The 24,026-nt window shown below is 46.2% G+C and carries 22 protein-coding genes; 10 read left to right on the forward strand and 12 right to left on the reverse strand.

Annotated elements, in window-relative coordinates:
- Positions 1-97 precede the first annotated feature (97 nt).
- Complete coding sequence (locus tag E8M12_RS01650; RefSeq protein WP_136734376.1) at positions 98-1,729, forward strand: electron transfer flavoprotein-ubiquinone oxidoreductase; 1,632 nt, start codon at positions 98-100, stop codon at positions 1,727-1,729.
- Between the two features lie 170 nt (positions 1,730-1,899).
- Here the strand turns inward: E8M12_RS01650 and pdxH are convergent, their stop codons facing one another.
- Positions 1,900-2,553 (reverse strand): pyridoxamine 5'-phosphate oxidase, encoded by a 654-nt coding sequence (gene pdxH, locus E8M12_RS01655; RefSeq protein ID WP_136734326.1) that lies wholly within the window; start codon positions 2,551-2,553, stop codon positions 1,900-1,902.
- Positions 2,554-2,862: 309 nt separating this feature from the next.
- Between pdxH and E8M12_RS01660 the strand changes: the two genes are divergently transcribed.
- Together E8M12_RS01660 and E8M12_RS01665 are read left to right on the forward strand one after the other, a co-directional pair.
- Entirely contained in the window at positions 2,863-3,750 is an 888-nt protein-coding gene (locus tag E8M12_RS01660) for a polyphosphate kinase 2 family protein (protein WP_136734327.1), read from the forward strand.
- 5 nt (positions 3,751-3,755) lie between these two features.
- Positions 3,756-4,235 (forward strand): NUDIX hydrolase, encoded by a 480-nt coding sequence (locus tag E8M12_RS01665; RefSeq protein WP_136734328.1) that lies wholly within the window; start codon positions 3,756-3,758, stop codon positions 4,233-4,235.
- Positions 4,236-4,299: 64 nt separating this feature from the next.
- On the opposite strand, the gene E8M12_RS01670 is transcribed toward E8M12_RS01665, so the two are convergent.
- Genes E8M12_RS01670 through E8M12_RS01680 form a run of 3 tightly spaced genes read right to left on the reverse strand, consistent with a single transcriptional unit; the run spans position 4,300 to position 7,585 of the window.
- Positions 4,300-5,067: a 3-hydroxybutyrate dehydrogenase gene (locus E8M12_RS01670; RefSeq protein ID WP_136734329.1), complete on the reverse strand. Its 768-nt coding sequence runs from the start codon at positions 5,065-5,067 to the stop codon at positions 4,300-4,302.
- 3 nt (positions 5,068-5,070) lie between these two features.
- On the reverse strand, positions 5,071-6,234 hold the full coding sequence (locus E8M12_RS01675; protein WP_136734330.1) for an E22 family MetX-like putative esterase: 1,164 nt from the start codon (positions 6,232-6,234) through the stop codon (positions 5,071-5,073).
- 55 nt (positions 6,235-6,289) lie between these two features.
- Positions 6,290-7,585 carry a GntP family permease gene (locus E8M12_RS01680; protein WP_136734331.1) on the reverse strand — a complete coding sequence of 432 codons (1,296 nt, stop codon included), beginning with the start codon at positions 7,583-7,585 and terminating at the stop codon, positions 6,290-6,292.
- Positions 7,586-7,889: 304 nt separating this feature from the next.
- On the opposite strand from E8M12_RS01680, the gene E8M12_RS01685 reads away from it, so the two are divergent.
- Positions 7,890-10,193, forward strand: a complete 2,304-nt coding sequence (locus tag E8M12_RS01685) for a TonB-dependent receptor (protein WP_136734332.1) — start codon at positions 7,890-7,892, stop codon at positions 10,191-10,193.
- A 119-nt stretch (positions 10,194-10,312) separates the two neighbouring features.
- A complete protein-coding gene (locus E8M12_RS01690) occupies positions 10,313-10,978 on the forward strand; it encodes a response regulator transcription factor (RefSeq protein ID WP_136734333.1) in 666 nt (221 codons plus the stop codon).
- Between the two features lie 162 nt (positions 10,979-11,140).
- On the opposite strand, the gene E8M12_RS01695 is transcribed toward E8M12_RS01690, so the two are convergent.
- Positions 11,141-11,755, reverse strand: coding sequence for a DsrE family protein (locus E8M12_RS01695; RefSeq protein WP_136734334.1), 615 nt, complete (start codon positions 11,753-11,755; stop codon positions 11,141-11,143).
- Between the two features lie 56 nt (positions 11,756-11,811).
- On the opposite strand from E8M12_RS01695, the gene E8M12_RS01700 reads away from it, so the two are divergent.
- Complete coding sequence (locus tag E8M12_RS01700) at positions 11,812-12,528, forward strand: response regulator transcription factor (protein WP_136734335.1); 717 nt, start codon at positions 11,812-11,814, stop codon at positions 12,526-12,528.
- Positions 12,529-12,536: 8 nt separating this feature from the next.
- On the opposite strand, the gene E8M12_RS01705 is transcribed toward E8M12_RS01700, so the two are convergent.
- The 7 genes from E8M12_RS01705 to ccmA form a co-directional block, all read right to left on the reverse strand.
- Positions 12,537-12,812 carry a hypothetical protein gene (locus tag E8M12_RS01705; protein WP_136734336.1) on the reverse strand — a complete coding sequence of 92 codons (276 nt, stop codon included), beginning with the start codon at positions 12,810-12,812 and terminating at the stop codon, positions 12,537-12,539.
- Positions 12,813-12,876: 64 nt separating this feature from the next.
- Positions 12,877-15,348, reverse strand: a complete 2,472-nt coding sequence (locus tag E8M12_RS01710; protein WP_136734337.1) for a TonB-dependent receptor plug domain-containing protein — start codon at positions 15,346-15,348, stop codon at positions 12,877-12,879.
- A 1,128-nt stretch (positions 15,349-16,476) separates the two neighbouring features.
- Positions 16,477-16,938: a cytochrome c maturation protein CcmE gene (gene ccmE / locus E8M12_RS01715; RefSeq protein WP_136734338.1), complete on the reverse strand. Its 462-nt coding sequence runs from the start codon at positions 16,936-16,938 to the stop codon at positions 16,477-16,479.
- Complete coding sequence (ccmD, locus tag E8M12_RS01720; protein WP_136734339.1) at positions 16,935-17,171, reverse strand: heme exporter protein CcmD; 237 nt, start codon at positions 17,169-17,171, stop codon at positions 16,935-16,937. Before ccmD ends, ccmE begins: the two co-directional genes overlap by 4 nt.
- 2 nt (positions 17,172-17,173) lie before the next feature.
- The gene (locus E8M12_RS01725; protein ID WP_136734340.1) at positions 17,174-17,917 is read right to left on the reverse strand and encodes a heme ABC transporter permease; all 744 of its coding nucleotides are present in this window, start codon (positions 17,915-17,917) and stop codon (positions 17,174-17,176) included.
- Position 17,918: 1 nt separating this feature from the next.
- Positions 17,919-18,605: a heme exporter protein CcmB gene (gene ccmB, locus E8M12_RS01730; RefSeq protein ID WP_136734341.1), complete on the reverse strand. Its 687-nt coding sequence runs from the start codon at positions 18,603-18,605 to the stop codon at positions 17,919-17,921.
- Positions 18,605-19,252 (reverse strand): cytochrome c biogenesis heme-transporting ATPase CcmA, encoded by a 648-nt coding sequence (ccmA, locus tag E8M12_RS01735; protein WP_136734342.1) that lies wholly within the window; start codon positions 19,250-19,252, stop codon positions 18,605-18,607. The genes ccmB and ccmA overlap by 1 nt, the downstream gene beginning before the upstream one ends.
- Before the next feature lie 328 nt (positions 19,253-19,580).
- On the opposite strand from ccmA, the gene E8M12_RS01740 reads away from it, so the two are divergent.
- From E8M12_RS01740 to ccmI, 4 genes are read left to right on the forward strand one after another with little or no spacing between them, the layout of a single operon-like run.
- Positions 19,581-21,623: a heme lyase CcmF/NrfE family subunit gene (locus tag E8M12_RS01740; RefSeq protein ID WP_136734343.1), complete on the forward strand. Its 2,043-nt coding sequence runs from the start codon at positions 19,581-19,583 to the stop codon at positions 21,621-21,623.
- An 18-nt stretch (positions 21,624-21,641) separates the two neighbouring features.
- On the forward strand, positions 21,642-22,205 hold the full coding sequence (locus tag E8M12_RS01745; RefSeq protein ID WP_136734344.1) for a DsbE family thiol:disulfide interchange protein: 564 nt from the start codon (positions 21,642-21,644) through the stop codon (positions 22,203-22,205).
- 4 nt (positions 22,206-22,209) lie between these two features.
- Complete coding sequence (locus E8M12_RS01750; RefSeq protein ID WP_211244963.1) at positions 22,210-22,686, forward strand: cytochrome c-type biogenesis protein; 477 nt, start codon at positions 22,210-22,212, stop codon at positions 22,684-22,686.
- Positions 22,687-22,722: 36 nt separating this feature from the next.
- On the forward strand, positions 22,723-23,973 hold the full coding sequence (gene ccmI, locus E8M12_RS01755) for a c-type cytochrome biogenesis protein CcmI (protein ID WP_136734345.1): 1,251 nt from the start codon (positions 22,723-22,725) through the stop codon (positions 23,971-23,973).
- The last annotated feature ends 53 nt before the right edge of the window (positions 23,974-24,026 follow it).

Consider the following 24,026-nt stretch of genomic DNA (forward strand, 5'->3'; position numbering starts at 1 on the left):
TAGGTTTCCGCACGATAAAGTGGTATAACGTACACAACAAATAAAATGATAATGATTACAACGAGTATTTAAGGGGGTTTACGTGGAACGTGAATCAATGGAATTCGATGTCGTGATTGTTGGCGCCGGTCCATCGGGATTATCGGCGGCAATCCGATTGATGCAGCAAGCCCAGGAAAGCGAACAGGAACTAATGGTCTGTGTTGTAGAAAAAGGCTCGGAAGTCGGAGCTCACATATTATCGGGTGCGGTATTTGAACCACGCTCGCTGGCAGAGTTATTTCCTAATTACCAGGAGCTTGGCGCGCCACTTAACAGCAAAGTTAACGGCGATGACATTTATTATCTGAGCGGAGCCGACAAAGGCACCAAGCTGCCGGGGTTTGCGACGCCAAAAACCATGCATAATGATGGTAACTATATTGTTTCAATGGGCAATGTCTGTCGTTGGCTGGCCGAACAGGCAGAAGCGATGGGAGTCGAAATTTTCCCGGGATTCCCGGCGCAACAGGTTATTTATGAAGATGGTAAGGTTGCCGGCGTCATTACTCAGGATATGGGACTGGATCGTGATGGCAATCCAAAGGACTCTTATATGCCCGGTATGGAACTGCGGGCTAAATACACCATCTTTGCTGAAGGCTGCCGCGGCCATTTAGGTAAGGAATTGATTGCCAAATTTGCCCTCGATGAAGGTAAGTCGCCGCAGCATTACGGCATAGGCTTTAAAGAAATCTGGGATATCGATCCGGATAAACATCAGGAAGGCCTGGTGGTACACACAGCGGGCTGGCCACTGTCGGGCGACACCACAGGTGGTGGTTATTTGTATCATGCGGAAAACAATCAGGTATTTGTTGGTCTTATCGTTGACCTTAACTATTCAAATCCGCATTTAAGTCCGTTTGATGAGTTTCAGCGAATGAAGCATCATCCGGTTTACAAGCAGTACCTTGACGGTGGTAAGCGGGTGTCATACGGGGCTCGGGCACTGGCAAAAGGTGGATACAACTCGTTGGTGAAAATGACCATGCCGGGTGGCGTCCTGGTGGGTTGCGACGCCGGCACCATAAACTTCGCCAAAATCAAGGGTAACCATACGGCGATGAAGTCTGGCATGTTAGCGGCAGAAACCATTTTTGCAGCCCTGGCAGCAGGTGACGAAGGTGGTAATGACTTAACCGCATTTACCGAAAAGTTTGAGTCTTCCTGGTTATATGACGAGCTATACAACAGCCGTAATTTCGGTCCGGCAATGCACAAGCTCGGCACCTTTTTTGGTGGCGCCTACAATACCCTGGATCAAAACCTGTTTGGCGGGAAGTTGCCGTTTAATTTTAAAGACGATACTCAGGATTACGCACAACTGAAATTAGCCAGCGAAGTGCCGATGATCCATTATCCAAAGCCAGACGGCGTCTTAAGCTTTGATAAATTAAGTTCGGTATTTCTTTCCAATACCAACCATGAAGAAGAGCAGCCATGTCACCTGCAATTAAAGGATGCGGAAATACCAATCACGGTCAATTGGCCTAAATATGGTGAGCCGGCGCAACGTTACTGTCCGGCTGGCGTTTATGAAGTCGAGGAAAGTGATGAGGGCGCGAAATTTGTGATTAATGCACAAAACTGCATTCACTGTAAAACCTGTGATATTAAAGACCCAAGTCAGAACATTACCTGGGTGACGCCAGAAGGAACGGGTGGACCGAATTACCCGAATATGTAACTAACAAAAAAGGCGCGTTTAGCGCCTTTTTTTTTATGGTGACTAAAATTTCCACAAGGTGACTAGAGGTGTCGAAGGGTGACCAGTTTGTCTCGGGGCTACCTACGAACCTATTAGGAATTGCCTTAAGGCACCCGAGACCTGAAACCTGAGACCCGAATCCTTGTCTGTTAAGGTTGCAGCAAATACGTCTGCCACTGTCCATCTACATTTTCAAAGCACAAGCGATCATGTAATCGATTCGCCCGGCCTTGCCAGAATTCAATGTAATGTGGAACCACACGATAACCGCCCCAAAATTCCGGTAAAGGCACCTGTTTGCCAGAAAACTGCTGTTCAAACTGTTTTTCTTTTTGGTGCAATTCGTCTTTGCTGGCGATTTTCTTACTTTGTTTGGATGCCCAGGCGCCGATCTGGCTGCCACGACCACGACTGTGGAAGTAGGCTTCGGATTCCTGTGCGGTTATTTTCTCAACCTTCCCTTCAATGCGCACCTGACGTTGTAATACCGCCCAGTGAAACAATAAAGCTACCTGGTTATTGTCATTTAGTTCCTGGCTTTTGCGACTACCATAGTTGGTATAAAACACAAATCCTTTTTCATCGAAGGATTTTAACAACACCATCCTGGAGGAAGGCTGCCCCTCGGCACTACAACTGCTTACCGACATGGCTTCTGGTAATAAAATGCCAGATTTATTGGCATCCTGAAACCAGGTGTCAAACAACGCGAATGGAGATTTATCCTGGGGAACGTCAGCCATTGGCATTGCCACGCCCTGGCCAAAGGTGAATAAACAGCGAATTTTTTCTAAAAGAGTCATGGCGTTAGAAAGTGAGTAAATAATGTCATTTTAACAGCATTGCTGAGTCAGAAGAAATTGTTAATACCATAAATGTGAGGTACACAAGTTTTAACTATTTTCGTGATTACCGGAGGTATTGCCAGTAAATGCCGAGCGCAGCCAATACGGATGATGAATGAATTAATATCAATTGTATTTCTCTGTAACCTATTAACATTATTAGGTTTTATTGCTTTGATTTGGCAAAATCTAAAATCTGTACTGTAATTAAAGTGTCATAAAACAATAATAAACTTGAGATCTTTTTAAGTGCCCCCTTTATCTATCATGAAACTAAATAGTGTTCATTACATTGAGACGCCCTATGCGGGGATCAGTGAAGCGGACTATCAAATAGAAAAGAAACGCTTACAGGTTGAATTGCTGAAAATTCAACAGAGACTCGTTCGCGAGAATCAGCGCCTCGCCATTACATTTGATGGTCGCGATGCGGCAGGTAAAGGTTCTACCATCAAGCGTTTTACCGAATTTTTAATTCCCAGTTTCTTTGATATTGTTGCCCTTGGTATTCCTACCCCATCGGAGTCAAAATATTGGTTCCGTCGTTACGAAAAACACCTTCCAAAACCGGGCAAAATCGCCTTTTTCGACCGCTCCTGGTACAACCGCGCGCTGATTGAGCCAGTAATGGGGTACTGTACAGAGCCTCAATATAAATACTTTATGAATAAAGTGCTTGATTGGGAGCATAAGCAAATCGATAACGGCCTGTTATTAGTCAAATTCTATCTGTCGGTAGATGAAGAAACCCAGTTACTCAGGTTTGAAGACCGGATACGAAATCCACTCACCTATTGGAAGTTTTCTGATAATGACCTCAAGGCTCGTAAAAAGTGGAAACTTTATACTGAGTACAAATTACAAATGCTGGCAAGTACCTCTTCGGTGAAATCCCCATGGGTTATTGTTCAGGGCAACAAAAAACGCGAGGCACGTTTAACTTGTATGCTACATTTAGTCAGACTGCTGGGCGAAGATGATTTCACCCCATTAACCGGAGAGCAGATTGTTAAAAATCAGGAAATTGAGGTGGCCGGGGTCAAATTTAAAGGGTTAAGTTTGCGCCAGATAGCCGTGCTGGAAGAATTGCAGGAGCAGGCCGACAACCTTCAGGGAAGTAGGGAAGAGGACTTTCAGGCCAGTAAAACTGAGTAGCCATTATGACGTCAGAATCAAAGAAATCGACTTTACGAGAGACTATCGGTCTGCCCACCATCGCTTCTGCCGGTGGTCTGGTATATAACGACTCCCATCACATTTTGTTAATGTTTAAACGTGGTAAATGGGATATGCCAAAAGGGCGCATCGAAGAAAATCAGGATGTTGCCCTAACCGCCCTGCGGGAGGTTAACGAGGAGACGGGACTGGTAATTGATAAGCTGCATATTACCGGCAAACTGGTATCGACCTGGCATACGACACGCCATGGTAATACCAAATACCTGAAAAAAACTCACTGGTTTTTGATGAAATACAGTGGTGATGATGATGAAACTGCACCGCAGGTGGAAGAGGGTATCATCGAGTGTCGCTGGGTTCACTTGAGCGATTTACCGGAATATCGAGAACTATTGACCGCCCGAGTTAATTATGTGGTGGATTTCTGGCATCAGAATCTCGCCTATGAGCCGAGAAAATAGCGCATAAAAAAACAGGGCAGTTTGCCAACAAGATGACAAACTGCTCTAGATAATCCTCAGATAATTACTTCACGGTCCAGCCGCCATCCAGGACCAGAGCCTGACCAGTCATATTTCGTGCATTCTTTGAGGCCAGAAATTCAACGGTATGGGCAATTTCCTCAATGTCGATAAAGGACTTTTTCGGCATCGGTTCGAGCATGATTTTATCAATCACGTCCGCCTCACTCATACCATGTTGTTTGGCCTGGTCGGCGATTTGTTTTTCCACCAGAGCCGTCTTAACGTAAGCCGGACAAATGGTATTAATGGTAATGTCCGTGTCCGCGGTTTCCAGCGCGATGACTTTTGAAAAACCAATTAAGCCATGCTTGGCAGCCACGTAAGCCGACTTGAATGGTGAAGCAACCAGGCCGTGAATCGAGCCGATATTGATGATGCGTCCAAAACCCTGGGCGCGCATTTTTGGCAGCATCCTTTGACAGCTGCGAGTAGGGCCAACTAATAAAACATCTAAAATCAGTTGCCATTTATCCATGGGAAAATCTTCCAGTCGCGAGACGTGCTGAATGCCGGCATTATTGACCAGTACATCAATGCGCACGCCATTGAGACTTGCCATTAAATTATCTAAATCTTTACTGCTGGTGACATCCAGTGGGTAACCGCTGGCGCTCACCCCGTTTTTTTTGAGTTCAGTCAATGCCTCGTCAACCCGTTGCTGATTGATATCGGTGATGATCACCTGGTGGCCCTTGAGTCCCATCGACTTTGCGATGCCAAAACCAATTCCGCTGGCGGCACCGGTAATTAAAAAGGTTTGTGCTGTCATAAATTACTGCTCCAAAAATGTACGTATCGCATCGGCTTTGTCCTGAATTGAGAAAATACCGTCCAGGTGACCCCACATGCCTTCAATTTCATCGTACTGCGACGACTCACCGATTAACTCATGGGCTTTTTGGGCCATCGCTGGGAATAGAAGTAAGTCATTAGTCGCTGGCAGGAACAGGGTTTTCGCCTTGATTTGTTTCATCGCTCCAGCAAGATCATTGTTATAGCCGGCAATAAAAGTCTGGCAGGCGCGAACCAGATAGAGGATGTGATTGGCATCAATCACTTCGGCGCGTTTTTCTGCTGCGCCATAGAGCCAGTCAACGACTGCATAGCTGGCATTGATGTCCTGTAACGGCTCTTTTTGTAACGCTGTGTGGTTAGGGTTTGACGCATTAAAAATTGCCGGGTGCATAGCTTCCTGAGTAATGATCGCCAAAGACTGAGTTAAGCCGGTGATTGGCTTTTCCTTGCCATAGTAATTGCCCTGTTGCCAGTTTGGATCCTGCTTAATGGGGAAGGCCCATTTTTCCAGTGCTGCGGTCAACCAGGCATCCGATTCGGCGACACCAATAACCGATACCATACGCTCAACCATGTCAGGGTAGGCAACCGCCCAGTCGATCGCTTGCATGGAACCCATTGATGGGCCAACGACAGCGTGCAGTTTCTTAATACCCAGGCTGTCCAATAAGGCTTTTTGTACATTGACAAAATCGCGAATGGTTACCACAGGAAATGTCAGGCCATAGGGTTTACCGGTTCTCGGATTAATGGATGCCGGACCTGTGGTAATGACATTAGGATCATTGGCGCTGGCATTAACCAGGGTATCTGAGCTGATCACATAGAATTTATCAGTATCTATGGCCTTACCAGGTCCAATAATAGCGTCCCAGTAGCCGGGCAGTGGATCGCTTTCGGCATACTTGCCGGCCGCGTGACTGGTGCCGGTAAAGTAATGGGTAATTAAAATCACATTGGATTTGTCTTTATTTAGCTCGCCATAGGCTTCCCAGCCAATATTGACGGTGTCTATAGTTGAGCCATTAAAGGTTTGAAAATTATTCAGGCTGAATTGTTGCTTCTCAACCAACATGGTTTGCGCCCACACTGAACTGGCGCAGACAGATAAAGTGAGAATCAAGAGTTTTAATATTTTCATTATTGTTACCTTATTGTTCTTCTTAACTAGTTAATAATCTTTAGTTATTCACAGTTTAGAACAGAATGAACAAGCCAATGGCTATTGCCAGGCCAATCAGCGGCACGACACCGGTCATTGCAAACATCGACCAATAGGCGCTGGCGTGGGTTTCCTTACAAATCGCCCGTATGGTGGTTACCACATACCCATTGTGAGGCAGGGTATCCAGTGCACCAGAGCTGATTGCTACGACCCGGTGCAGTTCTTCGGGTTCGACACCCTGATCAATATAATGCGGGGCGATTAACGGTAATGCAATCGCCTGGCCGCCGGAAGCAGAACCCGTTAGTCCGGCAATCACACTCACGGCTACAGCAGCTCCGATTAATTCATTACCCGGAATCTGAGTCATCACCTCCACGGCTAACTGAAAGGCATCGGTCGATTTCGCCACAGCACCAAAACCGACTACCGCGGCAGTATTACCTATGGCGATCAGTGCACCAGTAGTGCCCTCGCTTACCGCATGATTGATATTATGAAAGTGCGTCGCGTTAATGATCATAATACTGAGTACACCGCCGCCGAGTGCCAGGATCAGAGCATTGTGGCCAAACATATCGTGAAAGCCGAAGGAAATCGCCAACACCACCAATAGCGGAATCAAGCCAGTGATCGGGTGTGGATAATCACGTTCAGGAATGTGTGGATCGTCGTCACGGCCTACAAAGGTTTCCCCATTGGCCACGGCTTTGGTAATCATTCGCTTTAACCACCAGTAGCCAAACAACGCCATAAATACCGCAACCACCAGGCTCACTTCCCAGCCAGCGTATGGTGAGGTACCTAGATATTTAATAGGGATCCAGTTTTGAATTTCCGGTGAACCAGCAGAGGTCATGGTAAAGGTTACCGAACCGAATGCCAGTGCCGCTGGAATAAAGCGCCGTGGCAGGTTAGCATCTTTAAACAAACTCAGTGCCATTGGATACACCGAAAACGCTACGACGAATAGATTGACCCCACCATAAGTTAAGATGGCGCAGGCGGCGACCACAGCAAATACCGCCTTTTTCATTCCCAGGCGATCGACAATCCAGCGGGCCACGCTGTCAGCTGCTCCCGTGTCTTCCATAAATTTACCAAAAAGAGAACCCAGCAAAAACATGAAGAACCAGGAGGCGATAAAACCGGTAAAGCCTGACATATAGGTAGCGACAAAATATTCATCACCGGTAAGAAGGGCCATTTGATTCGAAATGGCGACGAGCAGTGCACACAGCGGCGCACTGATAAAGAGGTTCATTCCCCGCATGGTCAGCACGATCAGTAAAACTAATCCTCCGACCAAACCCAGCATACTTAACATAGGTATTCCCTGAACTAATGATATTGATTGTATTGGTGATCGAAAGAAACTGTGCTGCAACGGTGAAGTTACCATCCGTATATTTATATTAACGAGCGGTTTCCGACACTTAAGACAAATTGTGCGCGAGAATAATGATGCTGGGTATAGTACTTAAGTATGAGTTACTTTTATTCACCTATCCGCTAGATTTATTTTTGATTGAAAAAAATACTGCAAACTAAATGAGTTGAACTTGCTGTTCATAGCAAGTCAATATAGCAACAAACATAACAAGAAAAATTCCAATCCAATTGGGGGAGATATGAAGTCAACTTATACTAATTCGCGCAAAACACTTTGCGCATTGGCCGTCAGCGCCGCAATCTTCGGACCAGTGACCGCTTCGGCACAGGAAGAGCAGGAAGCGCTCGATAGTGCCGGCCTGGAGCGCATCGAAGTTACCGCCCGTAAAACCGTTGAAAACCTGCAGGAAGTGCCAGTGGCTGTTACGTCGATTGGTTCAGAAGAGCTCGCGACAAACGGCATCGAAGTACTGACTGAAGTTCAGCAGTTCTCGCCAAATACCACTTTACAGCGCAGCCGAGGAACTAACTCAACCATTACCGCATTTATTCGTGGCGTGGGTCAGCAAGACCCTCTTTGGGGTTATGAGCCGGGTGTCGGTATTTATGTTGATGACGTTTATATCGCCCGTCCACAGGGTGCGGTTCTTGACCTGCTTGATGTAGAACGCATTGAAGTTTTACGTGGTCCGCAGGGTACTCTATACGGTAAGAACACCATTGGTGGTGCAATTAAGTATGTCACCAAGGAAATGAGTGGTGATGCAGAGCTGAATATCCAGGGGACTATCGGCTCATACAGTCAGGCAGATATCAAAGCTACAGGTCAGTTACCGGTAATTGATGACATGCTGTATCTGGGATTCGGTATCGCATCATTGCAACGTGACGGCTTTGGCGAGTACCTGCAGGTTGATCCTCAATTGGGCGACCAGGATAAAGAAAACTACAACAAGGATGTAGTAGCCGGACGTTTAACACTCGAGTTTCGTCCTAGCGATGATTTATTCTTCCGTTTAAATTATGACAAAACCGAAGACGAATCGAACTCTAAAGGTGGCTATCGATTATTGCCAAGTATTCTTACCGATGCGCCAGTACCTGACAGCGTTTACGACTCATATACCTCGTTACCAACCTGGAATAAAGTTGAACTTGAGGGCTATAGCCTGACCGCTAATTGGGATATCTCTGCCACCAGTAGTTTAAAGTATACTTTTGCAGACCGTGAGAGTTATTCTCCAACCAACATAGATTTTGATAATACACCGTTGCGTATCTTTGATGTACCAGCTATCTACGATGATGAGCAAACTACACACGAGCTGCAATTCAATAATATCGGCGATAATCACAAATTTGTTGCCGGTCTTTACTATTATGACGCAGAATCCTGTGGCCAATTCGAGGCTATCTTAGAAGTATTGGGTAATGCCCTTGGCGCGCCGGGTTTAACACGAGAAGTGAGTGGTTGTTCAAATGGTACCTCAAAAGCCGCTTATGCACAGTTAACCTACGACTTAACCGAACAATTTTCAGTAACTGCTGGTGGCCGTTATACCAAAGATGAAAAAGACGCTATCGTCAACAATGGCCTTGTTTTCGCAACGGTATACCCAGAGTCTGGTTGGATCGATGGTTATGTTCGTCCAGAAGGTGACTTAGTGCCAACCGTTCTTGATGACTCTGATGACTGGTCGAAATTCACGCCGCGCCTTGGTGTTGAATATCAGGCAACTGACGATATGATGTTCTTCGCAAGTTTCGCTCAGGGGTTCAAATCGGGTACGTTTAATCCACGAGCTCAGACTGCAGAGCCAGCGGCTGACCCGGAGAACGTTGATTCATATGAAGTTGGGATGAAAGCTGAATGGCTGAATAACGCCTTGCGTACCAATGTCACGTTGTTTTCTTTGGATCACAAAGATCGTCAATACATTTCTGTTCTGCCGGGCGCTGACTCTACACAGCTTAACCAACGTCTTGGTAATATCGGTTCCTCAGAAGCTGAAGGTGTAGAAGCAGAGATTTCTTGGCAGGCAACGCAGGACCTACGCTTTGATCTTGCTTTAGGTTACATTGATTCTGACTTTAGTGAAGTTATTGATACGGATTTAGAAGGCAATACTTTTGACAAGTCAGATCGCTTTACTATTTCTAATACCCCGGAATATACCTTTAACTTTGCAGCAAATTACACTTTGGTAACCGGTTTAGGTGACTTTGTGTTCAATGGTAACTACTACTATCGTGATGATTATGTATTATTTGAAGAAGATAGCCTGTTGACTCAGGACGGCTATGGTATTGTTAACCTGAGCGTAAACTGGTTCAGCAATGAGGGGAGTTGGTATGCAGGATTACATGTTAAAAACCTTACCGATGAGGAATACCTGATTGGCGGTTACCAGTTTGTAACGCCAGATCCAAGTGATCCGGGTAACACTGACTTGTATACTCCTGGTCTTGGTGGTGATAACACCCTGATTGGTTACTACGGTGACCCGCAAACCATCTCTCTGACAGTAGGTTATAACTTCTAACCTCACCTTAGGCTCACCGGAATTCGAAGGGTCTCTCCCGCTCTTCGATTCCGGTTCCTGTCAACGTCCTGACAGTGTTAATTGATTCAATTTATGTTATTAATAAGGCCGGTTTCCCAATGAGTTATGATGTTGTGAAAATAGCCATAGCAGACGATCATCCACTATTTCGAACCGCTTTAATCCAGGCGGCGGCGAAAACCCTGAGCCATAGCGAAATACTCGAAGCCGAGTCATTCGCAGAGTTGCAACAGTTGCTCAACCATCACGATGATCTGGAATTAATCTTTCTAGATATCAATATGCCGGGTAATGATGGTTTTTCCGGATTGTCGCGGATAAAAAATGCCTATCCGGATATCCAGGTGATCATGGTATCGGCGATAGAAGATGGCAAAGTCATTGGCCGGGCTATTGATTTGGGCGCCAGTGGTTATATTCCTAAATCGTCGTCTCTGGAACAAATATCGCGAGCCATTGAAACGGTATTAAACGGCGAAACCTGGGTGCCGGAAGGCATACTGGTCGTGGAAAATGATGGTCCTGAGAAAGTGTTAGCAGCAAAACTGGAGACGCTGACTCCGGCTCAGTTTAACGTATTACAGATGATTTGCGATGGCCTGCTTAACAAACAAATTGCCTACGAAATGAATATTCAGGAAACCACAGTGAAAAACCATGTTTCCGCCATATTGCAAAAACTTAGTGTGAATAATCGCACTCAGGCTGGCCTGATTTACCAGCAACTCAAATCCATAGAACAACAAAGCGAGTCGTTGCTTTAACCGCAGGGCTAATACCAATTCCATTAAATTTTTGCACAACTCAGAGTTAGGGCTGAGGTTCAGTTACAACATAGATTTCATTGATATAGTCATTCTATATTAATGAAAAAGGTGTAATGTGTCGCCCTGAGTATCAATTCCCCTGATTGCAATAACAATCCATTAGAATGGATTGAGGATATAGCCCTGTTGTTGCAATAATTGATTCGCAGTCATTGCCGACAAGGCCATCTTGATTCCCGGTTTTAAATCTTTTGCTTCGATCTGATAATAACTGGCTGATTGCCCGCAGACATAGATGTCAACGCCAGCGGCTAGTAAAGCCTGGATCAGCTCATCATTTACATCATCTTTGTTATGTTGTTTTTTATAGAGCTCGCTGCTGACCATCTCAGCGGTAGCTTTACCATGGACTATCATCGCCACCTTTATGTTTTCCGTTGCCACCCCAGCCCGCGCATGCATGTTGATATAGCGAGCTACCGTATTGTAATTAGCATTTAGCTTATCGTCCTGTGAGCCTTCGCTGATATCGAAGATGATTTTAAAGCTTTGCTGCTCGGGGTTGGGTAAAGCGTTTGCTATCGGCGCGTTCTGGCCATAGTTTTTGATCACCGGACCGGTGGTAAATTCCGGCACTTTTGCCTGGATAACGGTGGATACTAGGGTGAATGGTAAACTAACTGCTAATATTAAGTTCTTGAGCATAGTAGAAATTAAATCATTGTATGGTAGCACTACTGTTGCACAAAATGCACCGGCTGAAAAGCCTGACATACGTCGCCGGTCTTATGGGTAAGTCGATATGAAACAATTAGTTGTAGGGTAATCCTATGAATCAACAGAAAGGGAACATTAGTCAGTTTTCAACCATTATGCTGGTCGAAGATGATCAGGTTTTCTCATCGTTGATGAAAACCTATCTGGAAAAGTCATCTTATGTTGTAGAGCAGGTGTTTCGTGGCGATCAGGCGTATCGCACGCAAATTAAAACGCAACCGGATTTGATCATTCTTGATATCGGCCTGCCAGGCAAAGATGGGTATAAGGTGTGCCATGAGCTACGCAGCACATACAAGGGGCCGATTCTGTTTTTAACGTCCCATGCCAGCGAGGCCGAGCATCTGGCGGCATTTAACGTTGGTGCTGATGATTATCTGGTAAAACCGGCAAGTCCACAGGTAGTGTTAGCGCATGTGGATGCCCTGTTACGACGCTACAAGGAGCAGGTAGGCAGCGGCAAACGCCAGACGCTGGAAGTCGGCGAAATCACCCTGACTCCAGCGGAACAAAAATGCGCAATTAACGGTAGCGAAGTTACCCTGTCAAATTTTGAGTTCGAACTACTAACCTTGCTGATGTATAACGTTGGTAAGGTTATTACCCGGGATAACATCTATAAACTTTTGCTTGGTCGCGAGTATGACGGTTCGGAACGTTCCGTCGACGTTCGGGTGTCACGTTTGCGCGATAAACTGGTTAGCCAGGGAGCGGAAAATGCCCATATCAAGACGATTTGGGGTAAAGGCTACTTGCTCAGCGCCGATTAACGGCGACGTTAATCGCTATCAGGTTTTTCCTGTTCAATGATTTCCTGATCTAGCAAATCACTGTTTGCCCGAAATAACAGGGTAAATATGAACGTAGAAACGATCAGGCTAGAGAAGCCGGTAATTTGTAAGGTGAACAGTGGTGATTGTTCCTGAAAAATCATGGTTAGTTCAATAATGCAGGACAAAAGTCCGGTTAACGAGAGTAATAGCAACAAGAAATAAGAAGCGGGTGATATCAGGATATGTTGTTTTTCCTGCTGCAGTAATTTTTTCAGTTTCATAGTTGTAATACCTGGGGTAGAAAAAAGCGATGGCATTGCCATCGCTTTATTTTTAGCGCAACGATTAGAAATTAACGGTTGCACTGACGAAGAATGTGCGACCAATAACGTCATAAACGCTTGGAACCGTATCCATGTCATCGCCATTTGGAACATTTTCAGGTTCAGTATCTAACAGGTTTTTGATACCGCCGTTAAGTGTCCAGTCGTCACCCAGGAAGTAGGTAGCAGAGACATTGTGATAAACCACGTCGTCGGTGCTAAATGGTGTACCCCAGGCGTTACCGTCCATACCCTTGATGTACTGTGCATAGTACTGAGCACTCAGGTTATCAGTCAGATCGGTATTAACCATAAAGGTTGATTTAAGTTCTGAATAACCACCGATGTTACCATCGATTGTACCCGTGTAATCCACACCATCTTGTTCAAACTCAAGCAGGTAAGTGCTGTCCCAGGTAAAGCGGTAACGATCTAACACATAAGACACGTTCCAGTCGATACCAGAGGTATTCTGCTGACCAATGTTGGTCAACGCCGATGTCATATTTGATAAATCACCATCCTGAGTGATATTGATGCTGTCACATGATGCCTGAATGCCTGCAAAACACTGGTTCATCTCATTCTGAACATCAACGCGAGAAATCGCATCAGTGATTTCGAACTTCCAGTAATCCAGGGTTGTTGATAAACCATCAGCAACTTCCCAAACCGCACCTACTGTAAACGACTCACTTTCTTCTGGTTGCAGGTTTTCATCACCCGTGTAGTTAACCAGGATTTGCTCATCTTCTTCATTCCCCCAAGGGTCTGATAGGTAATCAAATGAACCAGAGTTACCCGCATACAGCTCACTTACTGACGGCGCACGGAAACCTGTTGCTAACACTGAGCGCACCATAAAGGTATCGGTGAAACGATAAGTCGCACCAAGCTTCCAGGTTGTAGCGCCACCAAAGGTTGAGTAATCGTCATAACGAGCCGCACCTTCTACAGTAAATGCTTCGCCAACGGGCACTGACAATTCAGCATATGCTGAGTTTACTGAATAGTTACCCGAAGTCGGGTCTTGCTGTGCCGATGCACTCTCGCCGTTCTGTACCACCATATCCGGCGTATAGAAACCACTTTCAAAACGGCTCTCAACACCTAACGCATAGCCGATGTCAGACTCAGTCACACCGCTGTAGCCAGCCGCTAAAGTGAACTGTTCGTTACCACCTTCGTTATTCTCAACATAAGCAATACCATCTTGCTCAAGCTGTGAACTGGAAATTGGGTTTGGGCTAAACCAAAGGTCCTGGTTGTTGTAGATACTTTCGATCATGTTGCCACCGTGGATGGCATTTTCCATTTGATCTTTGGCATCATTGCGACCATACGTTGCTGACATATCCCAGGTAGCGTCGTTATCCAGATAGCCTTTTACGCCAACTGATGCACGAATAGTATCCGTTTGTTGTTTAAAGATACGCGGACCTGCATCTGCCATACGGCGTTTGTATTCTAATTCTTCAGGAACATTGCCTTGCTCGTCCGTAAACGAGGTCAGCCACTCGCTGTCGAGATTAGCGGTTTCTAAATCTACGGTAGCAGGCATAGGTGCCATCTGTTGTTTAGAGTCACGGTGAGTGAACATCACGTCAGCGTTAAACTCAGTATCTGCATCCAGCTCACGATTGAAGCTTGAGAAAACACTGTATAATTCGTTTGGCGTTTGCGCATAGCTGTCCTTGGTGTAGTCAAAGCCAGTGTCACGCGGTTTAAAACCACCATTACCGTCAGGCGTTAAACCACCCAGGGTACCTTCAGGAATCGATGAAGAGTAGCCAGGCGATACAAAATCACGATCAGACTGAATGATTTTGCCACGATTTGAATACTGGGCACCCAATACCAGGTTACCACCGGCAATTTCAAAACCGGTTAAGGCATTAAAACCTGAGGTTGTGCCATCGCCTTTGTCGGTCTGGCTGGCTTCTGCTTTAAGTTCGGTGCCATCGAAGTCTTTTTTGGTGATGATGTTAACTACACCAGCAATCGCGTCAGAACCGTATACGGCAGATGCACCATCCTTAAGGATTTCGATTGATTTAATCATCGCTACCGGAATGGTGTTTAAGTCTACGGATGAGTCGGCACCAGTACCAGAAGCTACCATACGGCGACCGTTCAGAAGAACCAGGGTACGCTTGGCGCCCATGCCACGCAGGTTTACGGTTGCGCTACCACCAGAACCATTGTTCGTGGTTGAACCAACGCTCATACCGGCAGCTGTCGGTTGTACATTTAAGATTTCTTGTACCGAAGTAAAACCACTTTTAGCAATTTGCTCAGCACCGATGACGGTTACCGGGCTGGCTGTTTCCATATCTGTACGGTTGATCCTTGAACCTGTGATTTCAATTCGTTCCACATTTAGTGCCATTTCAGCGTCTGCCTGAGCATCTGCATTTGCGGCTGTGATCGAAAGCGCCGATACCGAAGAGGTACCAACAAGTAACGCTTTCACGATTGAATTTTTCTTGAACATATTTAACTCCTAAGATTTTGCGTCCAAATTGTCCCTGGAACAGATTCGTAACGACTTGTCGCCATCTTAGAAGGAATTTGTAACTCAAGAGAATAGTCTGTAACAGTTGCGCTAGACGTGTTGCTAAGGTGTAAATGATGGAGATATCTAGCTGTAATTATTAACTTTTTAGGTAAAGGTGAGGTGTTGGAAGTTGTGTAATAAAGGTACAAAAATGGTATTGAAGGGCATTTTGGTGAAGAGTTTGATTGTTTGTGCTGTTAGCTTATCCTGCTGTTTTAACTCGATATTTTTCCGTATTACGAGAAAGTGGCGGAAAAGTATAAATAGTTATTTTTTGTTTTTTAGTTACAGTTCATATTTTTGCAGTTTAAATGAATAAATAGTCGCCATTTATGAGTTATTAACAATCTAAGTCTTAATTTTCCGAATATCTATCAATTGCTGCGAAGAGTGTCCCGATGAAACGTATTTATTAAGACACCCATGGTTAACGCCTACGGTTTTGGTTTGGGGGCGGGCTTCAGGTCTCAGGTTTCGGATGGCGAACGGCCTTGGGTGTATGTTGAGTTTAGTTATTAAGACACCCATGGTTGAGGTTTACTGCTTAGCGTCTAGGTTTCCGGTTTCAGGTCTCAGGTTTCGGATGGCGAACGGCCTTGAGTTTAGGTTGAGTTCGGTTATTAAGACACCTATGGTTGAGGTTTACTGCTTATCGTCTAGGTTTCCGGTTTCCGGTTTCAGGTCTCAGGTTTCGGAGGGCGAACGGCCTTGGGTGTATGTTGAGTTCGGTTATTAAGACACCCATGGTTGAGGTTTACTGCTTAGCGTCTAGGTTTCCGTTTTCAGGTCTCAGGTTTCGGATGGCGAACGGCCTTGGGTGTATGTTGAGTTCGGTTATTAAGACACCCATGTTAACGCATGCTGCTTGCCTAAGGATTCAAGTAGAAACGAGGACATTAGAAGCAGAAATCCACCATGCGAGGAAATAGGACGCAGCAATCCACCTTGCGAGGATATAGACACAGCAATCCACCTTACGAGGATATCAAACACAGCATTCCACCGTGTGAGGACATAAGACGCAACAATCGACTGGATGGGGGCTACGGGAAGGCCCCCGATATATTAGTTATAATCCGCAGGTTTATGATGTTTGCCGATGGCATCGGCGATTTCCTTGGGCATGTACTCTTCGTCATGCTTAGCAAGGACTTCGGTAGCCAATAGGGTCGTCGGCTTAATGAGTTTTCCCTGGGCGACAATGCCTTGTCCTTCACGAAACAAATCCGGAAGAATTCCTTCGTATTGCACCGTGATCATCGGGCCTGTATCAATCAGGTCAAACGACACTTTCAGGGTTTCTGGGTCGCGTTTTACACTACCAACCACCACCAGGCCTCCAACGCGGATATTCTGGCCGACTTCTGGCTTTAAGGTACCGTCTTCTTTACCGTTATGAACTTCCGATGGGGTGTAGAAAACATCAACGAAGTTGCTCAGACCATAAAGTGACAGTCCAGTTACACTGGCGACCCCAAATAAGATAAGACTGATAATGGTTAAACGCTTTTTACGCCTTGGGTTCATACTGCCTCCCCGGAATGTGACTGAGAGCGCTGCTCAGCTTTCTTTTGCTGATAAGCTTTTAGCTGTTGTTCGCGATGCATGCGCTGACGAATTTTATCTAACTGTATTTTCGGCTGGCGAAAACTATTAAAGCCCATCACCAGCAAAATAATAAGCGCGCTACCATAGGAGAGCCAGATGTAAAAACCGTGCTTACCCATCGTGATAAAATCTGTAAAAGATTCGAATGCCATGATTAGTTATCCTCTGCCAGGGCCAGTTGTTTCACCCAAGGGCGCAGGCTATTGCGCGCCAGAACCTGGCCTTGAAATCGTTTACAGATAAGGCTGCCTGCCAGAAAAGCACAACCAAAAAAGCAGATGACAAACGGGATATACATACTCATTGCCATTGATGGTGCGGCAAATTTGGTGACGGTCGCGCCTTGGTGCAGGGTATTCCACCACTCAACCGAGTAATGAATGATTGGCAGGTTAACGACGCCAACCAGCGCCAGGACACTGACGGCTTTTGCGCCCTGGCTTTTATCTTCAAACGCATTGCCAAGCGCAATAACGCCAAAATATAGGAATAACAAGATTAACTCACTGGTTAAGCGAGCATCCCAGATCCACCAGGTACCCCACATTGGCTTACCCCAGGCGGCGCCGGTAATTAATGCAATCGCCGTAAACGCTGCACCTACCGGGGCTATCGCTGCAATTGCTGCATGGGCAAGTTTCAGCTGCCATACCAGGGCACTAAGGCCGGCAATTGCCATGGCAAAGTAAAGGCCCATCGATAATATCGCGGCCGGTACATGAATATAGAATATCCTTACCGTTTCACCCTGTTGATAATCCGCCGGAGAGTAAGCTAATCCAAGAAACAGGCCGATGCTGAGTAATATGAAAGCGATGCCATTGAACCAGGGAATCAGCTTACCGGTGAATTGGTATGCTACTTCGGGGTTGGCATAAGGGTGTAACCATTTCCACATGTTAGTTTGTACTCACTTTTAGAGCAGCGCCAACAGCAAAGGGCGCAGTGATTAACGAGGCAAAAAACAGGGCTGCAATTATAGCAAGGTGCCCTTGATAAGGCGAGTTCATCGTTGCTGCCTCGACGGCCGCCGTCGCTAAGATCAATACAGGAATATACAAAGGCAGGATCAAAAGGCTCAACAGCACCCCACCTTTCTTCAGGGCAACAGTCAGGGCAACGCCGATGGCGCCTAATAAGCTCAGGATCGGTGTCCCCAAAAGCAGGGTTAAGAACAATGCCAGGTAGCCGTCGGGATGCAGGTTCATCATCATCGCCAATAATGGCGCTAGCAGAATCAGTGGCAAACTGGTTACCAGCCAGTGGGCAACTATCTTGGCCAGTACCAGAATAAATACCGGACAGGGACTTAGCAGCAATTGTTCGAGCGAACCATCCTGATAATCATTTTTAAACAGTCGTTCCAGCGACAGCAGGGTCGATAATAGGGCAGCAACCCAGATAACGCCGGGGGCTATCGTCATTAGTACGTTTGGCATCGCGCCAACACTGATGGCAAATAGGGTGATGACGATGATGAAAAATAATAACGGATTGACGATATCATCACGGTGGCGCAGGGCTATTTTTAAATCGCGCTTTAATATGGTGTTAAACGCCTGGCGGTAGGATAATGCGGGATTCATCAGGAAAATATCCTCTCAAGAGTCAGGGTCTGATAGCGACTCTTAGGCAGGGAAAGATCCTGGTGGGTGGTAAGAATAACAATACCCCCCTGATCCGCATGTTCGAGGATACGTTGCTCCAGACGTTTAACACCAAGCTTATCAATCGCCGTAAACGGCTCATCAAGAATCCATATCTTCGCCTGGGTCAACCAAAGTCGTGCCAGAGCGATGCGCCGATGTTGTCCGGCACTGAGATGCGCTGCCAAGGTGTCAGCAAAACCAAACAAATCGACCTGTTCCAGTAATTTTTCGCATTGCTCGGTATCCTGGGAGCATAGCTGAAGATTGAATTTCAGATTTTCCAGCACCGTCAGTTCTGATTTGACTCCGGGGGAGTGTCCGAGATAAAGCAAATCCTGATGATATTCTTCAGCGCATTTTTGAATTGCTGTCTGCTGGTAACAAACTTCACCATTTTCAGGCTCCATCAACCCGGCAAGGATCCGTAACAAACTGGTTTTGCCAGTGCCATTAGCTCCTGCAATTTGCCAGATATCACCCGGTTGAAAGTCAAGGTCGAGGGCATCGAACAAGATCCGCTCTTCACGGATACAGGTTAGATTGCTGGCGTTTAACACGGCTGGCGATGAAGTGTTCAATGCTATTATGGTTAACTGGTTATTGGCTCTTTTTCAGCATTCTACAATTTTGGCATAAAAATAAGAAGGAAAAGATAGGAGATATAAGGCAGTTGTTGTGACCGGTAAGACATTGCTCACAAATCAGGTCAAATAAATCAGACGGCAAATTACGTTGACATATTTTTACCGCCGGCAAGTTAATATGATGGGTTTTAACGCGAAAACCTAGTTTTAACCTCAGCACTGGGTATAATACCTGCAATATTCCTCGGGACCGACCAGTAGGGTTTTAGTTGTGCCGGGATGCTGACATCGTTTTGCAAGCAAATCTTGCTGAATTCTGGAGTAATCAATGATCCCTGAATTAGGACACTTTTCTCTCTTTGTGGCACTTGCGTTGGCCATATCTCTTAGCGTTATCCCTTTGATCGGTGTTAGTTTGCAAAATCAACGATTGATTACTCTGGCCAGGCCGCTAAGTGCTGGAATGTTCGTGTTCCTAGCGATTGCCATGGTAATGCTCGGATACAGTTTTGTGGTCGATGATTTCTCTGTCGCTTACGTTGCTTCCCACTCCAATTCCCAATTACCGTATTATTTTAAAATTAGTGCGGTGTGGGGCGGGCATGAAGGCTCCTTACTACTTTGGGTCTTCGTGCTGACGGCCTGGACGATGGCGGTCGCAACTTTTAGTCGTCATATCGACCAGGCATTTGTGTCCCGGGTCCTGGCTATCATGGGTATGATAACCGTTGGCTTCCTGGCGTTTACCTTATTTACATCCAATCCGTTCGACAGAATATTACCGACCCCGCCGTTAGAAGGGCGAGATTTGAATCCATTGCTACAGGATGTCGGGTTGATCATTCATCCGCCTATGCTGTACATGGGTTATGTCGGTTTTTCAGTAGCATTCGCTTTTGCTGTGGCAGCATTAATGTGTGGCAAGATGGACGCCGCCTGGGCTCGTTGGTCGCGACCGTGGACGCTAGCCGCGTGGATCTTTTTAACCGTCGGTATTGCTTTGGGAAGTTGGTGGGCGTATTACGAACTTGGCTGGGGCGGCTGGTGGTTCTGGGATCCGGTAGAGAATGCGTCGTTTATGCCCTGGTTGGTCGGTACTGCACTATTGCATTCATTAGCGGTAACCGAAAAGCGTGGCGCATTTCGTAACTGGACGGTATTACTGGCTATCTTTACCTTTAGCCTGAGTTTACTTGGCACTTTCCTGGTGCGCTCTGGGGTTATTACATCAGTGCACTCATTTGCATCCGATCCAACCCGCGGTCTGTTCATCCTACTGTTATTGGCGATTGCGGTGATGGGCTCACTGACCTTATATGCGTTCAGGGCCTCTAAAGTGGGCAGTTTCTCTCGCTTTAGTTTGTTTTCCCGTGAAACCGCGTTACTGGTTTGTAATGTGTTGTTGGTGATTGCCTGTTTGACCGTGCTGATGGGCACCTTATATCCACTGCTGTTTGATGCACTTGGATTAGGGAAGATCTCAGTGGGTCCTCCATATTTCAACCTGGTATTTATCATCGTCACCACGCCGTTATTTATCGCCATGGGCTTAGGGCCGTTGATTCGCTGGAAGAAAGCGAAACAGGGCGATTTACAAAAGCAGGTGAGCAAGCTCTCAATCATTGCGCTTGTGCTGGGACTGGCATTCCCATGGTTATACAGTGGTGAGTTTAATCTCATGGTCGCCTTTGGCATGACCCTGGCCATCTGGGTCGCATTAGTCGCAGGCCGGGATTTATACAACCAAATCTATCTTGGTCATGGCAATTGGCAGTTTAAACGTATCAGCCTGAGTCATTTAGGGATGGCTGTCGCCCATATTGGCGTAGGTGTTGCCATTGTCGGTGTCACCCTGGTTTCCAATTATGAGCAGGAACATAATATTCGCATGAGTGCAGGTACCAGCGCCGATGTGGCGGGTTATCAGTTCACGTTTAATGGTGTGAAGGCGGTTGAAGGACCTAATTATTCTGCTGAACAGGGGCAAATTGAAGTGCGACAGGACGGTGATTTTGTCGCCTTGCTGCAACCGGAACGACGGACGTACCGGGTACAGACGATGGGTATGACGGAAGCGGGAATTGACCCGGGTTTATTCCGTGACTTATATGTCGCGCTTGGAGACCCATTACCGGAGAACGCCTGGGCGGTTCGGGTCCATTATAAGCCATTCGTTCGCTGGATATGGTTAGGGGCTATTTTTATGGGGATCGGCGGATTATTTGCGATGGCGGATAAACGCTATCGCCAACACAAACAAAAAGCGGTAAGTCAGCTTGAATCAGGTGAATCAGCAGATTCTGATGACAACCTGGCGGCGCCGATAACCAATAAAGGCCAAACGCCGGCAATGTCACGGGCCGGTGAATAATAACAAAGGACTAGATTTATGAGTAAGGTGATTCGATTTCTACCGCTAATCTTATTTGTGCTGTTAGCCATTTTGCTGTTTCGTGGATTATCGCTGGATCCCACTGCCATGCCATCGGCCCTGGAAGGAAAAGCGTTCCCGGAATTTCAATTAACGGAACTTCAGGATGAGAATAAAACCTTATCAAAAGACGATTTTGCTGACGGCATCAAGCTGGTAAATGTCTGGGCTACCTGGTGCCCGGGCTGTAAATATGAGCATCCGTTTTTATTAAAAATCGCCAGGGATAAACGCTTTGCCCTTTATGGGGTTAATTATAAAGATGCCCGGGATGATGCTTTGCAGTGGCTGGAGCAGTATAACAACCCGTTTCAGTTCACCATGTTTGATGTAGACGGTAAACTGGGGATGGATTTAGGTGTGTACGGAGCGCCGGAAACCTTCGTGGTCGATCACAATAACCGTATTCGCAAGCGGTTTGCCGGCATTCTTGATGAAGCGGTTTGGCAGCAACAATTTGAACCACTGCTGTTGCAATTGCAACAGGAAGTGCAGGATTCATCCAACAATACCCGAGGCTAAGCTGATGACGTTGCAGATAATAAAACCGGTTATCAAACAAGTAACTACGTTATTGCTGGCGCTATTGACAAGTGCTTTGGTTAATGCCGGACCCATCGATACCTATCAGTTTCCAGATGAAGTGACCAAGAAACGCTTTCAACAGTTAGTTTACGAACTGCGCTGTCCTAAGTGTCAGAATCAAAACCTCGCGGATTCAAATTCGATGATCGCCGTCGACTTGCGTAAACAAGTCTATGACATGCTACTCGAAGGTCGCTCAGACATGGAAATCGTCAACTTTATGGTTGAGCGCTACGGTGACTATGTGCTGTATAAGCCCAAGGTAACGGCAGCTACCTATTTACTCTGGTTTGGACCTATCGGCTTTATTATTATTGGCGGCATTATCATCGCCATTTTCGTGCGTAAATCCAATACCAAAACACAACCTTTAACTGCAGAGCAGCAACGTCAGCTCGATGACATTTTAAACGAATAATAGTTTGTAACGACTTTCAGGAAAACAATAAGTTATATGACCACGTTTGTAATTGCCACCCTAGTATTGTTGGTGCTCGCCCTGGTGATTGTCTGGCGACATTTTTTGCGTCGCTCATTGACGGTTCGCACCCAGGACTTTCGCGGGCAAACCAATAAAGATTTATATCATGAACATCTGGCCGAAATTCAATTGGATTTAGAAAAAGGCCGAATCGACCAGGAAAGTTTTGAATATCTCAAGTCCGAGCTGGATCGTAGCCTATTGGCGGATATGCAGGCGACAGAAAAAGAACAGCGTAGCCGTGACAAACAAACGTCAAAACTATGGCCGATTCTGATCAGTGTGTTTGTTATCGGCTTTTCCGGTCTCGGCTATTATCAGTTTGGTGCCTGGCAGCAGGCGATGAATCCAGTGGCGGTTGCCGATCATGGTGCTGGTTCTCAGGCCGACATGATAATCAGTCGCTTAAAAACCTTACACGAAGAAGTTAAGGTAAATCCAGAAAATGGCGATGCCTGGTTTCAGCTTGGGCAACTGCTAACAACCGTAGGTCAGTATGAAAGTGCTTTTATTGCTTACCAGAAGGTCATTGATGTAGAAGGCGAGCAAGCGGATATCCTGGCCTTACAGGCGCAGGTTAAATATTATCAGAATAATCAGCAACGCAACGCCGACATTGATGACCTGATCAGTAAGGCCCAGGCGCTCGACCCTGAGGATGCGTCGACCCTGATGTTTATCGGTATGGACCACTACGTCAACAGTCGTTTTAACCTGGCTGCCGAGACCTGGCAGAAAATCATTGACTCAGGTCGGGCCGGCGTTAATACCGATGCACTTCAGGAAGCGATTGATGAGGCAAAAGCCAATGCGGATATGGCGGCTAATAGCGATGCAATGGCAGCATCTCCGGGGGGGGACAATGTAAGTGGCCCTTCATTTACCCTTAATGTTTCGTTAAGTGATGACGTGCTGGCAGCAATGGCGAGCGAAGAAGATAAGAATATCTTTGTTTATGCGGTGAATAGTCAGGGGCCTCGAATCCCATTGGCAGCAGTAAAGATTAAGGCCAGCGATTTACCCATGACGCTAGTACTTGATGACAGCAAGGCAATGAATCCACAGATGCAGTTAAGCAGTGCGGAGCAAGTCACCATTTATGCGGTATTGTCGATGCAGGGAACGCCAGGGATGAATCCGGGTGATTACAAAGGTGAATTAGCTGAGATAGAGGTTGATGGTCAACAACAAATGAACCTGATCATCGACAGCATCGTAGAATAGCCAGGTTTGATTAACAATGCCAAAGGCATTGTAAAAACAGGAAAAAGAGAGCG

The organism is Thalassotalea mangrovi (assembly GCF_005116735.1).
In the GTDB taxonomy this organism is placed as follows: domain Bacteria; phylum Pseudomonadota; class Gammaproteobacteria; order Enterobacterales; family Alteromonadaceae; genus Thalassotalea_A; species Thalassotalea_A mangrovi.